General features: G+C 60.6%; 14 protein-coding genes. 8 read left to right on the top strand and 6 right to left on the bottom strand.

The genetic code is table 11. The features are described from left to right. The first annotated feature begins 351 nt into the window (after positions 1-351). Together kynB and kynA are read left to right on the top strand one after the other, a co-directional pair. The gene (gene kynB, locus V8689_RS24090) at positions 352-1,002 is read left to right on the top strand and encodes an arylformamidase (RefSeq protein ID WP_032895314.1); all 651 of its coding nucleotides are present in this window, start codon (positions 352-354) and stop codon (positions 1,000-1,002) included. Continuing rightward, on the top strand, positions 999-1,871 hold the full coding sequence (kynA, locus tag V8689_RS24085; protein ID WP_056788663.1) for a tryptophan 2,3-dioxygenase: 873 nt from the start codon (positions 999-1,001) through the stop codon (positions 1,869-1,871). Before kynB ends, kynA begins: the two co-directional genes overlap by 4 nt. A 149-nt stretch (positions 1,872-2,020) precedes the next feature. Here kynA and V8689_RS24080 read toward each other — a convergent pair whose 3' ends face one another. The 4 genes from V8689_RS24080 to antA all read right to left on the bottom strand — a co-directional run bounded on the left by V8689_RS24080 (position 2,021) and on the right by antA (position 6,532). Then, entirely contained in the window at positions 2,021-3,421 is a 1,401-nt protein-coding gene (locus V8689_RS24080; protein WP_005791366.1) for an amino acid permease, read from the bottom strand. 71 nt (positions 3,422-3,492) lie between these two features. Beyond that, positions 3,493-4,500, bottom strand: a complete 1,008-nt coding sequence (antC, locus tag V8689_RS24075; protein WP_056788666.1) for an anthranilate 1,2-dioxygenase electron transfer component AntC — start codon at positions 4,498-4,500, stop codon at positions 3,493-3,495. A gap of 149 nt (positions 4,501-4,649) precedes the next feature. Next, a complete protein-coding gene (gene antB / locus V8689_RS24070) occupies positions 4,650-5,141 on the bottom strand; it encodes an anthranilate 1,2-dioxygenase small subunit (protein WP_034133666.1) in 492 nt (163 codons plus the stop codon). Then, positions 5,141-6,532 carry an anthranilate 1,2-dioxygenase large subunit gene (gene antA, locus V8689_RS24065; protein ID WP_056788669.1) on the bottom strand — a complete coding sequence of 464 codons (1,392 nt, stop codon included), beginning with the start codon at positions 6,530-6,532 and terminating at the stop codon, positions 5,141-5,143. The genes antB and antA overlap by 1 nt, the downstream gene beginning before the upstream one ends. Before the next feature lie 311 nt (positions 6,533-6,843). Here antA and V8689_RS24060 point away from each other — a divergent pair, with 311 nt between their 5' ends. Beyond that, entirely contained in the window at positions 6,844-7,836 is a 993-nt protein-coding gene (locus tag V8689_RS24060) for an AraC family transcriptional regulator (protein WP_056788672.1), read from the top strand. 132 nt (positions 7,837-7,968) lie between these two features. Here the strand turns inward: V8689_RS24060 and V8689_RS24055 are convergent, their stop codons facing one another. After that, entirely contained in the window at positions 7,969-8,844 is an 876-nt protein-coding gene (locus V8689_RS24055) for a LysR family transcriptional regulator (protein ID WP_056788675.1), read from the bottom strand. Between the two features lie 114 nt (positions 8,845-8,958). On the opposite strand from V8689_RS24055, the gene V8689_RS24050 reads away from it, so the two are divergent. Genes V8689_RS24050 through catA form a run of 3 tightly spaced genes read left to right on the top strand, consistent with a single transcriptional unit; the run spans position 8,959 to position 11,358 of the window. After that, positions 8,959-10,086, top strand: a complete 1,128-nt coding sequence (locus tag V8689_RS24050; RefSeq protein WP_056788676.1) for a muconate cycloisomerase family protein — start codon at positions 8,959-8,961, stop codon at positions 10,084-10,086. 12 nt (positions 10,087-10,098) lie between these two features. Beyond that, complete coding sequence (gene catC, locus V8689_RS24045) at positions 10,099-10,389, top strand: muconolactone Delta-isomerase (protein WP_014719906.1); 291 nt, start codon at positions 10,099-10,101, stop codon at positions 10,387-10,389. 39 nt (positions 10,390-10,428) lie between these two features. Continuing rightward, positions 10,429-11,358, top strand: a complete 930-nt coding sequence (gene catA, locus V8689_RS24040) for a catechol 1,2-dioxygenase (RefSeq protein WP_056788679.1) — start codon at positions 10,429-10,431, stop codon at positions 11,356-11,358. Between the two features lie 94 nt (positions 11,359-11,452). Here catA and V8689_RS24035 read toward each other — a convergent pair whose 3' ends face one another. After that, a complete protein-coding gene (locus tag V8689_RS24035) occupies positions 11,453-11,926 on the bottom strand; it encodes an Lrp/AsnC family transcriptional regulator (protein ID WP_003176072.1) in 474 nt (157 codons plus the stop codon). 144 nt (positions 11,927-12,070) lie between these two features. Between V8689_RS24035 and kynU the strand changes: the two genes are divergently transcribed. Both kynU and V8689_RS24025 read left to right on the top strand, forming a co-directional pair. Then, positions 12,071-13,321, top strand: a complete 1,251-nt coding sequence (gene kynU / locus V8689_RS24030; protein WP_056788682.1) for a kynureninase — start codon at positions 12,071-12,073, stop codon at positions 13,319-13,321. A gap of 164 nt (positions 13,322-13,485) precedes the next feature. Beyond that, positions 13,486-14,916, top strand: a complete 1,431-nt coding sequence (locus V8689_RS24025) for an amino acid permease (RefSeq protein WP_056788686.1) — start codon at positions 13,486-13,488, stop codon at positions 14,914-14,916. The last annotated feature ends 14 nt before the right edge of the window (positions 14,917-14,930 follow it).

Raw genomic sequence — 14,930 nt, 5'->3', positions numbered from 1 at the left:
CAGGGAAGGGAAGGATGCACCCTAAGGCCTTGGGCGTTGCGCAGATGGTCTGAACTCGACATTGGGATGCCCAGAAGCGTAGTCACGTGAACACCGCAGTCTCCTGTGGGAGCCGGGCTTGCCCGCGATGACGGTGGTACAGCGAGCATCTCCATTGCCTGACACTCCGCTATCGCTGGCAAGCCAGGCTCCCACAGAAGGCCGTGGCGTATCTGAGCGACAGATCTGTGCATCAAACCGAAGTTTCCTCGCAGTAACTGCGAAAGATTTCCCGTGTCGCGCCAGAATTCGCAAGAAAATTCAGAGCTGGCCCTCGTATCATTCACCTCAGTACCCCGTGAGAGCCTTGCAATGAACCCAATAAAAACGTGGTGGGATATCAGCCCGCCCTTGAGCACGGCCACCCCGACCTGGCCGGGCGATACGCCGTTTCAGGAAGAGCGTGTGTGGCAGTTCGGCCCGGAGTGCCCGGTGAATGTGGGGCGCGTGACCCTGTCGCCGCATACGGGCGCCCATGTGGACGCGCCGCTGCATTACAGCGCAGACGGTGCGCCGATTGGCGAGGTGTCGCTGGACGTGTACATGGGCCCTTGCCGCGTGTTGCACTGCCTGGGCAGTGGCGCGTTGGTTGAGCCCCATCAGTTGCAAGGGCGTGTGGATAACCTGCCGGAGCGTGTGCTGCTGCGCACTTATCCACAAGCGCCGCTCACCGAATGGGATTCGAATTTCACCGCCATCGCCCCACAGACCATTGAGCTGCTGGCCAGCCTGGGGGTGCGCCTGATCGGTATCGATACGCCGTCCCTGGACCCGCAACAGTCCAAGACCATGGATTCCCACAACGCCGTGGCTCGTCATGGTATGGCGATCCTCGAAGGCATCGTGCTCGATGACGTTCCGGAGGGCGACTATGAGTTGATCGCGCTGCCGCTGCGCTTCGCCAACCTGGACGCGAGCCCTGTGCGCGCCATTCTCCGCCCGCTCAAGGAGCCCACGCGATGAGCCAATGTCCTTTCTCACCAGACTATAAGCCTGCCGATAACCAACCCCCGGAAGAATGGCATAACGCCGAACTGAATTTTTCCGAGTCCATGAGCTATGGCGACTACCTGGACTTGGGCAAAGTCCTCAGCGCCCAGCACCCGCTGTCGCCGGACCACAACGAAATGCTCTTTATCATCCAGCACCAGACCTCGGAGCTGTGGATGAAGCTGATGCTCCACGAACTCAAGGCCGCCCGCGAACACGTGCGCCTGGGTGAGCTGCCGCCGGCGTTCAAGATGCTGGCGCGGGTGTCGCGGATCTTTGATCAACTGGTGCACGCCTGGGCGGTGCTGGCCACCATGACACCCTCGGAATACAAGGCGATTCGCCCGTTCCTGGGGCAGTCGTCGGGGTTCCAGTCGTTCCAGTACCGTGAGATCGAATTCATCCTCGGCAACAAAAGCCCGGCGCTGCTGCGGCCCCATGCCCATCGCCCGGAGTTGCTGCAGCAATTGCAGGTGGCGATTGCCACGCCGTCGCTGTATGACGAAGCGGTGAACCTGATGGTCAAGGCGGGGCTGGCGATTGACCCTCAGCGCGCCGAACGCGACCCGACCGCAGCCACGGTGCACGATGAATCGGTGGAAGCGGCCTGGCGCGAGGTGTATCGCGACCCCAGCCGTTACTGGGATTTGTATCAGTTGGCCGAGAAGTTTATCGACCTGGAAGATTCGTTCCGCCAGTGGCGCTTCCGCCATGTCACCACGGTGGAGCGCATCATCGGCTTCCAACCAGGTACTGGTGGTACTGAAGGCGTGGGGTACCTGCGCAAGATGCTCGACACCGTGTTGTTCCCCGAACTCTGGCGAGTACGTTCCACCCTCTAAACAAAAAGCCCCGGATTCCCGGGGCTGATCGTTCCCACGCTCTGCGTGGTAATGTTGCTTTGGACGCTCTGCGTCTGCTTCTGTCGTGGTGACGCGGAGCGTCACTGGATGCGTTCCCACGCGGAGCGTGGGAACGATCACTCTCAGGGTTACTGGGTTACGGCAACCTTCCCGTTTCTGATCCGAAACCGATAGGCGATGTAGATAATCCCCACCCACACCGGCATCGCATACACCGACTCGCGAATCCCCGGAATCGCCAGCATCACCCCGATGATCATCACCATGAACGCCAGGCACAGGTAGTTGCTGAACGGGAACCAGAAGGTCTTGAACGACGGCGTCACGCCTTGCTCGCCCATGGCCTTGCGGAACTTGATGTGAGTCAGGCTGATCAGCGCCCAGTTGATCATCAGCGAAGCAACCACCAGCGCGAACAGCAACTCCAGCGCACTGTGGGGCGCCACGTAGTTGACCACCACGCACAGCATGGTCACCAGCGCCGAAATCGCCAGCGCCCGCAGCGGCACACCTTGTTTGTTGAGCTTCATCAGCGCCTTGGGCGCATCACCTTGTTCGGCCAGGCCGAACAGCATGCGGCTGTTGCAGTACACGCCGCTGTTGTACACCGACAACGCCGCGGTCAGCACCACGAAGTTGAGGATGTGGGCGGCGGTGTCGTTGCCGATCAGCGAGAAGATCTGCACAAACGGGCTGCCGCTGTAGGCATCGCCTGACGCGCCGAGGGTTTGCAGTAGTTGATCCCACGGGTACAGCGACAACAGCACGGTCAGCGCACCCACGTAGAAGATCAGGATGCGGTACACCACCTGGTTGATCGCTTTGGGGATCACCTTGCGCGGTTCGCTGGCCTCGGCGGCGGTGATGCCGACCAGTTCCAGGCCACCGAACGAGAACATGATGAAGGCCATCGACATCAACAGCCCCATGCCGCCATTGGGGAAGAACCCACCGTGGCTCCACAGGTTGCTGACCGAGGCTTGCGGGCCGCCGGTGCCGCTGAACAGCAGGTAGCAGCCGAGCACGATCATGCCGACAATCGCCACCACCTTGATGATCGCAAACCAGAATTCGGCTTCACCGAAGAACTTCACGTTCAGGGTGTTGATCAGGTTCACCGCGACAAAGAACACCAGCGCGCTGACCCAGGTTGGAATCTCCGGCCACCAGAACTGGATGTACTTGCCCACGGCCGTCAACTCGGCCATGCCCACCAGCACGTAGAGCACCCAGTAGTTCCAGCCCGCCAGGAAGCCTGCGTAACCGCCCCAGTATTTGTGTGCGAAGTGGCTGAAGGACCCGGCCACCGGCTCTTCGACGATCATCTCACCGAGCTGGCGCATGATCAGGAACGCGATAAACCCGGCCACCGCATACCCCAGGATCATCGACGGCCCCGCCGACTTAAGTACCCCGGCCGAGCCGAGGAACAAGCCTGTACCAATCGCCCCTCCCAAGGCGATCAGCTGAATGTGCCGGTTTTTCAGGCCTCGCTTGAGGCCCACCGGGTTAACCATGTCATCCGCCATTAACATTCCCTTCTACTTGTTTTTCTCAAGGGTGATTGCACGCCGCATCGGCCCCTCAGAACTGCTGAGGGTCAGATATTACTCTGGGTAAACTTTTCGTAATACAGCTGGACGCCATCAAGTGCCTGATCCGCCAGCCATTGTTGGATGGATTCGACCATCGGAGGGGGGCCGCACACGTACATATCCGCCGATCTGTCCCGCAATTCGGCCAGGTCGAAATGCTCGGTGAGGTAGCCGCGTTTGCCCGTCCACTCGGCGCAGGCGTCGCTCAGCACTTCGGTGTAGCGAAAGTTCGGGATTTTTGCCGCGTAGGCCTGGATACGCGCCGCTTCACATAAATCTTCGGCGCCGCGCACGCCGTAGTACAGGTGCACAGGTTGTGTGCAGCCGCTGACGGCCAGCTCATCGAGCATGCCCAACAACGCCGACAACCCGGTGCCGCCCGCCACCAGTACCAACGGTTGGGTGACATGCCGCAGATAAAACGCACCCAAGGGCGCCTCCATCAGCATTTCATCACCCACCTGGCAGCGTTCACGCAGGTAGTTGCTCATTACTCCATCGGGCAGCAGGCGTACCAGAAACTGCAATTGGCTGTCCGGCCGGTTGGCGAAGGAGTAGGAGCGCCAGCTATCGGTACCGGGCACCGACAGACGTGCGTATTGGCCCGGCAAAAAATCCAGTGGCTGGTCCAGTTGCACCTGCAAGATGGCGGTGCTGGTCGAGACCTGCTGCACCGCGCTCACCGTGCCGCGCACCTGCACGGGGTCTGGGGCGTTGCACAGGCTTGAATCGAAGTCGAAATAGAAGGTGGCGTCGGACTTCACCCGGGTCTGGCAACTGAGCATCTTGCGTTGTTGCAGGTCGAGGCTGGAGAGGGCTTCCTCGTCGACATAGTCCTGAGTGTACTCGCCGGACTCACAACGCCCCTGGCAGGTGCCGCACACGCCTTCGCGGCAATCGAGCGGGATCTTGATGCCGTTGCGCAGGGCCGCGTCCAACAGGATTTCCTGGGCGCCCACCGGGAAGAACAGGGTTTTACCATCGGCAAAGCTGAAGGCCACTTTGTGATTCATTCACATAACTCCGGGGATAAGTATGAACCCCTTGTAGGAGCGAGCTTGCTCGCGAAAAACCTCAACGATGACGCCGTGCACCCTGGATGCTCACGGCGTATTTGCGTTTTTCGCGAGCAAGCTCGCTCCTACAGGGCAGTGCATCACCGTTACAGGTGATAAAAATCCAGCACCGAGTTGATGGTGTCGTTGAGCAACAAGGCGTGCTTGCGCATGATCAACCAGCTGTCGCCCGCAGGCTTGAGGCGGTACGTGGCATGCCCGTAAAACTGCTCGGAGGTGGCCAGGCGATAAAACAACGTGTGCCAGTTCAAACGTACCTCCAACGTGCCGTCGGCCTGCTCGGCAATGCGTACGTTATTGATCAGGTGCAAGGTGCGCGGCATCGGCGTGGCGGAGGCGGCCTTGCCTGTGCGCAGGCGGAACACACGGTCTTCCAGGCCCGAACGGTTGGCGTAGTAGATCAACGACATTTCGCGCTTGGGGTCTTGGGTGTAGACGTGTTCCGAGTCCCATTGCGGCAGGTGGAATTCACTCTGCGGGTCGAACAACTGCACGTAGGCGTCCCAGTCCTGGGCGTCGCACAGTTCGGACTTGCGGTAGAAGAACTGCTCGATCTGGTACTGCAATTGCGCATTCATCACTTCACCTCCCGCAATGTCAAAGCTCGCTGGTCCAAACCCTTGAGCAGAAACTGCTGCCAGTTGCGATGCTGGTTGACGTACAGGCCTTCATGGGTGAATTCGGTGCCGGTCATCGCCGGTTGGATGCCAATGGCCTCGCTGTTGGGCGTCGGCCCGGTCTCCCAGCGATGGCTGCCTCGTGAGATGTCGCTCCAGCGTTCCAGACGGCCCTGAAAGCCGCGCTGGGCTTCGCGGAATTCCACCAGGTCATCAGGCGTGCCCATGCCCGAAACGTTGAAGAAGTCTTCGAACTGACGAATCCGGTTTTCGCGGTCGGCGTCGGACTCGCCCTTAACGGCCAGGCACTGGCTGATGATCTCGGTCTTGTTCCAGGCCACCGGGCGGATGATGCGCAACTGCGAGCTGATCTGGTCGAGGAAAAACAGGCTGGGGTAGATGTTCAGGTTGCGCAGGCGGTGCATCATCCACTCGGCCTTCTGCTGGCCGTGTTCTTCTACCAGGCGCGGCATGATGGTGGCGTAGCCGGAGCGCACGCTGGGGTTGGGCATGTCGCTGAACAGCACGCTGTGGCCGTTGTTGAAGGCGAACCAGCCGTCGTCGGTATTCGCGTCACCGGCGCCGAGCTTGCTGTAGTCCAGCGTTGTGTTGGAACCTGCGCCGTTTTCGGTGTTGACCTGCTGGCGATGCTGCACGGTGGCCACGTAGTTGTAGTGCACGGTGCTGACGTGATAACCGTCCAGGCCGTTTTCGTTTTGCAGCTTCCAGTTGCCGTCGTAGGTGTAGGCGGACTTGCCCGGCAGCACCTCCAACTCACCGGTGGCCGATTGCGCCACCATCATGTCGAAGAACACTTTGGCATCGCCCAGGAAGTCCTCCAGGCTGTTGGTGCCGTTCACGTCCAGGCTGATAAACACAAAGCCCTTATAGCTTTCGATGCGCGCTTTTTTCAGGCCGCGGGTGGCCTTGTCGAAACCTTCCGGGTATTCCCCTGGCGCCTTGACCTTTACCAGTCGGCCATCGCTCTTGTAGCACCAGGCGTGAAACGGGCAAGTGAAGGTGGACTGGTTGCCTTTGCCCACGCGGGTGAGGGTGGTACCGCGATGCTGGCAGGCGTTGATCAACGCGTTGAGCCGGCCTTCGCCGTCACGGGTGATGATCATCGGCTGGCGTCCGGCGCGCATCGTCACGAAGTCGTGGTTATTGGCCAGTTCGCTTTCGTGGCAGGCGTAGATCCAGTTCTTCTCGAAGATCAGTTCCATCTCCAGGTCGAACAGCTCGGGCTCGGTGAACATGTCGCGGGCGATGCGGAACACTTCATCCGCCGGGCGAAAGTCCAGGCAGCTTTCGATAAAGGATTTCCACTGCTCGACGGTTCTTGCACCACTCATGGGAGGCACCTTTTGATCATGGCTAAACGGTGAGCCATTAAGCGGCTGCGATGCGGTGGCGGGCTATCCGCTTAATCGGGGAACGCAGGCCGCAAAGTTGGGCAGCAAATACCCATGGCGGTGCGCGCCGGTGACGGCATGCGCTACTGTGATGGCGGGCGATGGTGGTAAAACCCTGGGGTTTATCCACATAGTCGACCGTTGCTATCCACCCAGTGAGCACTGCGCTGGCGTGGCCTGGAACTTGCTGTCGAGATTCAACGACGCGCCGTCAGAGCGCGCAAACGCCTAACCGCCGTGGGTGCACCCTGATGACTAGTCAGACACGCGATATTCATATTCAACGCTTCGACCTGGAAGGCGCGCGCAGCTGGATGTCCGGCATCTGCGGGCCCCATCGCCTGGCGACGGCAACGCCCGAGCGCCTGCGCTTTCACCACAGCGCCAACGTGTTCAAATCCCGCGCCACCACCCTGGGCGTGATCGAGTACGGCACTGACGTGACCATCGATATCGAAGACGCCGAACACTTCAGCAGCTACAGCTTGAGCCTGCCGTTGGTGGGCGAGCAGGAGCTGAGCAAGAACGGTGAGCGCCTCAGCTCCAACCGCGACCAGGGCGTGATCATTTCACCCAATGAGCATCAGGTGCTGGCGATTTCCGGTGACTGCCGCAAGTTGCAGGTGGTGATCACCCGCGCGGCGATGAGCGAGTCACTGGAAGGTTTGCTGCAACGGCCCAACGATGCGCCGCTGCGCTTTGAGTCGGTGATGGATGCGGTGGACGGCGCCCCGGCCTCGTGGTGGCGCATGGCGCGATACTTCATCGCCGAACTGGAATGCAGCAGCGAACTGTACGAACAGGCGGCGTTTACTCGCGACCTGGAAAGCTCATTGATCAAGGGCCTGATCCTGGCCCAACCGAATAACTACTCTGAAGAACTGCGCGACGTGCTGGGGGTGAAACTGCCGCACTACCTGATCCGCGCCCGGCAATTTATCCACGACAACGCCCGTGAAGCGCTGCACCTGGAAGACCTGGAAGCGGCGGCGGGCGTGTCGCGGTTCAAACTGTTCGATGCGTTTCGCAAGTACTTCGCGCTGTCGCCCATGGCGTATCTGAAGAAGCATCGGTTGGGGGCGGTGCGCCAGGAAATTCTGGAGCAGGGCTCGATCCGCACCATCTCTGAAATTGCCCTGGGGTGGGGGTTTACGCATTTGGGGCGGTTTTCGGCGGAGTACCGCAAGCTGTTCGATGAGTCGCCCAGCCAGACATTGCAGCGCAAGCGCCTGCGCATTACTTGAATTGGATGAAAAACAATCTGTGGGAGCTGGCTTGCCTGCGATAGCGGTCGGCCGATCAATACGATGCCAACTGATCCACCGCCATCGCAGGCAAGCCAGCTCCCACATGGACTATGGGATGCCTGGAAAATCTCAGATCAACTCTTCAACCAGTTGCAGGCAATGAGTCAGCCCCGGCGACTGATCATTCACCCGCCGGCTGAGGATGATCGGCGAGCTCGCCGTCGCCTCCACCACCGGCGTATAGCCAATATCCGCCCGATGCAGCACCTGCACCGACGCCGGCACCAGTGTCACTCCCATACCTGCGCCCACCAGGCCGATAGCGGTCTGCAATTCGTTGGTCCACTGCGCCACCTTCACGCTCAAGCCATGGGCGTCGAACAGCGCGATCACATGGTCGGCATAACTGGGGCGCGGGTTGCCGGGGTACAGCACAAAAGGTTCGCCGGCCAACTGGGCGAGGGTGGCCGGGGCGCCCAGCAACGGGTGACCACTGGGCAGCACGGCCACCAAGCGGTCTTCTACCAATACACGCTGGACGATGGCCGGGTCGTCAATGCGAATACGCCCGAAGCCCACGTCAATGCGCCCGGCCTTGAGCGCTTCGACCTGCTGCAAGGTAGTCATCTCCGACAAGCCCAACTCCAGCTCCAGGGCCTCGTGAGTGCGCAGGCGCCGAATCAGCTCCGGCAGCACGCCGTACAAGGTCGAGGGCGCAAAGCCGATGCCCAGCCAGGTTTTCTCGCCTTGGCCGATGCGCCGGGTGGTGTCGCAGACCTTGCCCAGTTGTTCGAGCAACACATTGGCATGCTCATAGAAAAACCGCCCGGCCTCTGTCAGCCGCAAGGGCCGACTGCGTTCCAGCAGCACCACCCCAAGTTCATCCTCCAGTTGCTGGATCTGCCGGCTCAACGGCGGCTGGGCGATGTGCAAACGTTCGGCGGCGCGGGTGAAGTTGAGGGTCTCGCCCAACACCTGGAAATAGCGCAAGTGACGCAGTTCCATATCGACTCCTTTCATACCTTGAGGGTATTGCACGAGACCAATTCTATATTGGAACCCCGAAAAAATGCGGAACAGAATCGACGCAAATCTATAAAGAACCCAACGGGTATTGCCATGCCGATTTGCGCCATCGAGTCGATCGAAACTGTCATCGTCGATCTGCCCACCATTCGCCCGCACAAGCTGGCGATGCACACGATGCAAAACCAGACCCTCGTTATCATCCGCCTGCGGTGCACCGACGGCATCGAAGGCATCGGTGAAGCCACCACCATCGGTGGCCTGAGCTACGGCAACGAGAGCCCCGACAGCATCAAGGTCAACATCGACCGTCACTTCGCGCCGCTGCTGATCGGCCAGGATGCGAGTAACGTCAACGCGGCGATGTTGCGCCTGGAGCGCAGTATTCGCGGCAACACTTTTGCCAAGTCCGGTATCGAAAGCGCCTTGCTCGACGCCCTCGGCAAACGCCTTGGGCTGCCGGTCAGCGAGCTGCTTGGCGGGCGTGTGCGTGATGCGTTGCCGGTGGCCTGGACCCTGGCCAGCGGCGATACCGAACAGGACATCAACGAGGCCGAGAAGATGCTCGACCTGCGCCGTCACCGCCTCTTCAAATTGAAGATCGGCGCGGGCGAGGTCGACCGCGACCTGGCCCATGTGATCGCGATCAAAAAAGCCCTGGGCGAGCGCGCCAGTGTGCGCGTTGACGTCAACCAGGCCTGGGATGAAGCCGTGGCCCTGCGGGCGTGCAAGGTGCTCGGTGACCACGGTATCGACCTCATCGAACAACCGATCTCACGCAATAACCGTGGTGGCATGGCCCGGCTCAACCTGTCGAGCCCGGTGCCGATCATGGCCGATGAGTCTATCGAATGTGTCGAAGACGCCTTCAACCTGGCGCGTGAAGGCGCGGCCACGGTGTTCGCCCTCAAGATCGCCAAGAACGGCGGCCCTCGCGCCGTATTGCGCACGGCGGCGATAGCCGAAGCGGCCGGCATCGGCCTGTACGGCGGCACCATGCTTGAAGGTGGTATTGGCACCCTGGCCTCGGCCCATGCCTTTCTCACGCTGAACACCCTGGCATGGGGCACCGAATTGTTCGGCCCGCTGTTGCTCACCGAAGACATCCTCACCGAGCCACCGGTGTACCGCGATTTCCAGCTGCATGTGTCCACTGCGCCAGGCCTGGGCCTGATGCTTGATGAAGAGCGCCTGGCGTTCTTTCGCCGTGACAAACACTAAGAGGCCCTTGCCATGTTGTTCCACGTAAAAATGACCGTGAACCTGCCCCTCGACATGCACCCCGAGCGCGCCGCCAGCCTCAAGGCCGAGGAAAAAGCCTTGGCGCAACGCCTGCAACAAGAGGGCAAGTGGCGCCACCTGTGGCGCATCGCCGGGCACTACGCCAACTACAGCGTGTTCGATGTCGACAGCGTGCAGGACCTGCACGACCTGCTGATGCAACTGCCGTTGTTCCCCTACATGGCCATCGAAGTGAACGCGTTGTGCCGCCATCCGTCGTCGATCCATGCGGACGACCGCTGAGCCGGCTTGCACCTATAACTACAAGATGAGGAATGCACCATGTCCATCCGCCTGTCCCAGACTGCCCACGCCCAACAGTTTCTCGAAGAAGCCAGCGGTAACCTCAATGACGCGGGCAACCCACGCACCAAGGCGTTGATTTACCGGATCCTGCGCGACACCGTGAACATCATCGAAGACCTGGAAGTGACCCCGGAAGAGTTCTGGAAGGCGGTCAACTACCTCAATGAACTGGGCAAAAACCAAGAGGCCGGCCTGCTCGCCGCCGGCTTGGGCCTGGAGCATTACCTGGACCTGTTGATGGACGCCGCCGACGAGCAGGCCGGCAAGTCGGGCGGCACGCCGCGCACCATCGAAGGCCCGTTGTACGTGGCCGGTGCGCCGCTGTCCAAGTACGAGGCACGGCTGGATGATGGCAAGGACGACGCGGTGCCGTTGTTCATGCGCGGGCAAGTACGCGATACCGAGGGCGAGCCGTTGGCAGGGGCGATTGTGGATGTGTGGCAAGCCAACACGGGCGGGACTTATTCGTGGTTCGACCCGAATCAGTCTGAGTTCAACCTGCGCCGGCGCATCGAGACCGACGCCCAGGGCAACTACCGTTTTCGCAGCATCGTGCCTTCGGGCTACGGCTGCCCACCGAGCGGGCCGACGCAACAGCTGCTCGACCAATTGGGGCGCCACGGGCAACGGCCGGCGCATATCCACTTCTTCATCTCGGCGCCGGGGCACCGGCACCTGACCACGCAGATCAACCTGTCGGATGACCCGTACCTGCATGATGACTTTGCCTATGCCACCCGGGATGAACTGATTGCCGAGATTCGCTTCAGCGACGATCCGCAACTGGCACGAGAGTTTGGCGTGCAGGGACGGTTTGCGCAGATTGATTTTGACTTTGAGTTGCAGGTGGCGGATGCGCCGGTAGAGCAGCAGCGCATGCAGCGAGTGCGTGCTCTGGAAGACTGATCTGTGGGAGCTGGCTTGCCTGCGATAGCGGTGGAACATTCACCACCGCTATCGCAGGCAAGCCAGCTCCCACATTGGTTTTGAGGCGTTTGTGTTATTTGCGCACGACCAGGTCCAGCACCTCATCCCGGTCCTTGATCTTCTGCAGCACGATCTCCGAACGGATATCCATCACCCCCGCCGTGCGGTTCAGGTGGTTCACAATGAAGTCCGAAAAGTGCTTGAGGTTGCGCGCCTGCACCCGCAGCACATAGTTGCTGGCGCCGGTGATCACATAGGCGCTCGCCACCTCCGGCCAGCCTTGCACCTTCTTGATGAACGTCTCATGCCAGTCCTCCACATCCTGGCGCAACGACAGGTGCACGATGGCTTCCAGCTCGATCCCCAACTGCTCGGCATTCAATACCGCGCGGTAACCGCTGATGATTCCCTCGCTCTCCAACAGGCGCAAACGGCGCAGGCACGCCGACGGCGACAGCGCGACTTTTTCCGCCAATTCCTGGTTGCTGATGCGGCCATCCTGTTGCAGGAAATGCAGGAGGCGCAGGTCGGTAGCGTCGAGAATCATGCTTGGAAGATATCCGCGTATTTGGAGGTTAAATTCGAATTTCCTACAGCTTAAATAGCCGTTTGCCCACCACTTTGCACGAAAATTCTCTAAAAGTTCGTTCATTATTTGGTCCATCCTCACTTATAAAAACCAGGACGACCCATGACCACTCGAAGCCATTGCCAAGCCCTCGACGCCCAGGACCCGTTGGCCTCCCTGCGCGCCCAGTTCGCCTTGCCCGAGGGGGTGATCTACCTCGACGGCAACTCCCTCGGCGCGCGCCCGGTGGCGGCGCTGGAGCGGGCACAACAGGTGATCGCCGAGGAGTGGGGCAATGGCTTGATTCGTAGCTGGAACAGCGCCGGCTGGGCGGATTTGTCCCAGCGCTTGGGCAATCGCCTGGCGCCATTGATTGGTGCGCGTGACGGCGAGGTGGTGATCACCGATACCACCTCGATCAACCTGTTCAAAGTGCTCAGCGCCGCCTTGAGTGTGCAGCGCCAACGTACGCCGGCGCGTAAGGTGATCGTCAGCGAAGCGAGCAACTTTCCCACCGACTTGTACATCGCCGAAGGCTTGGCCGAACTGCTGCAACAAGGCTATTGCCTGCGCCTGGTGAACAGCCCGGCCGAACTGCCCCAGGCCATCGATGCGGACGTGGCGGTGGTGATGCTCACCCACGTCAACTACAAGACCGGCTACATGTATGACATGGCGGCGCTGACCGCACTGAGCCACGAGTGCGGCGCGCTGAGCATCTGGGACCTGGCGCATTCGGCGGGCGCGGTGCCTGTCGACTTGCACCAGGCCAATGCGGATTATGCGATTGGCTGCACTTACAAATACCTCAACGGCGGCCCGGGCTCCCAGGCGTTTGTGTGGGTCAACCCGGCGTTGGTGGATGTGGTCCGCCAGCCGTTATCCGGATGGTTCGGGCATACCCGGCAGTTCGCCATGGAGTCCACCTACGCCCCCAGCGCCGGCATCGCTCGCTACCTGTGCGGTACTCAGCCGATTACCTCGCTGGCCATGGTGGAATGCGGCCTGGAGATCTTTGCCCAGACCGACATGGCCCGCCTGCGCACTAAATCCCTGGCCTTGACCGACTTGTTCATCGCGTTGGTCGAAAGCCGCTGCGCCGCCCACGGCCTGGAGCTGATCACCCCGCGTGAACACGCCCGGCGCGGCAGCCACGTCAGCTTTGAACACCCCGAAGGCTACGCGGTGATCCAGGCCCTGATCGCCCGAGGCGTGATCGGCGATTACCGTGAACCACGGATCATGCGCTTTGGCTTCACGCCGCTGTACACCAGCTTTACCGAGGTGTGGGACGCCGTGGAAATCCTCGGCGAAATACTCGACAAGCGCACCTGGGACCAGCCGCAATTCAAAGTGCGCAACAGCGTCACCTGACAACAACACAAACCCACTGTAGGAGCGAGCTTGCTCGCGAAGATCGTCAACGATAACGCGCGAATGCTGAATGCACGCGGCGTTCTCAGGTTTTTCGCGAGCAAGCTCGCTCCTACAGAAAACAAGCGCTTCCTGTGCAATCACAATAATAAAGGGGCACACCAGTGACCACGCCAGACAACGGCTTTGCAGAGATTACCCACCGTGAACTGGGCCTGAGGCGCCAGCTCACTTCCGGCCAGATGAGCATGATCGCCATCGGTGGCGCCATCGGCACCGGGCTGTTCATGGGCAGCGCCTACGCCATCGGTTATGCCGGGCCGAGCGTGCTGGTGAGCTACGCCATCGGCGCGTTGATTACCTTGCTGCTGATGGGCTGCCTGGCGGAGATGACGGTGGCCCATTCCACCTCCGGCTCCTTTGGCGCTTACGCCGAGTTCTACATCAGCCCGTTGGCCGGGTTCCTGGTGCGGTATGCCTACTGGGCGGCGATTGTGCTGGCGGTGGGCGCCGAGGTCACGGCGGTGGCGATGTACATGAAGTACTGGTTCGCCAACGTGCCGGAGTGGGTGTGGATCGTGTCGTTCTCCAGTGTGCTGATTGTGCTCAATGCGATCAGCGTGAAGACCTTCGGCAACTTCGAATACTGGTTCTCGACGATCAAAATCAGCGCCATTGTCGGTTTCATCATCCTGGCAGTGTATGTGGTGTTCGGCTCCGGCAACCCTGCCTACGGGGTGCAGAACTACACGGCCCACGACGGCTTTTTCCCCCATGGTTTGAGTGGCATGTGGATCGCGGTGATCGTGTCGATCTTCAGCTACCTCAGCGTCGAGATGATCGCCGTGGCCGCCGGTGAAGCCGCCGACCCGGAGCAGGCAGTGAAGAAAGCCTTTCGCGCAACCATCGTGCGGTTGGTGGTGTTCTACCTGCTGACCCTGGCGCTGATGCTCGCCATCGTGCCCTGGAACCAGGCCGGCCAGGCCCAGAGCCCGTTTGTCACGGTGATGCAGACCATCGGCATTCCCGGCGCCACTGGAGTGATGAATTTCGTGATCCTGATCGCGGCGCTGTCGGCCATGAACAGCCAGCTCTACATCACCACGCGCATGATGTTCAGCCTGTCGCGTGCCGGTTTTGCGCCCAAGTCCATGGGCGCGTTGAGCAAGAATGGCATCCCGCTCAACGCATTGCTGCTGTCCAGCTCGGGCATTGCCCTGGCGACGTTGCTCAACGTGGTGTACCCGGAAAGCTCGTTCACCCTGATGATGGCGATCTCGATGTTTGGCGCGATCTTCACCTGGTTCATGATCTTCCTCACGCACCTGTTTTTCCGCCGCTATCGCAAGCGTCATGGCGGGGCGAAGCTGTCGTTCCAGTTGCGGTTTTTTCCCTACAGCACGCTGCTGGGGTTGGTGCTGATGGGGGCGGTGATGATCACCACCTATTTTACCGACGCATTCAAGATGACGCTGGTGTTTGGCGTGCCGTTCCTGCTGATTCTGTCGGCGGTCTACTACACCTTCTTCCACAAGCGGGCCCGATCCCCTGTAGGAGCGAGCTTGCTCGCGAAAACCCCGAGAGCCCCGCGTTAAACCAGATAGCTCGC

The organism is Pseudomonas sp. AK181, from assembly GCF_051122975.1.
Taxonomy (GTDB): Bacteria; Pseudomonadota; Gammaproteobacteria; order Pseudomonadales; family Pseudomonadaceae; genus Aquipseudomonas; species Aquipseudomonas lactis.
This window is presented reverse-complemented; position numbering and strand designations above follow the sequence as displayed.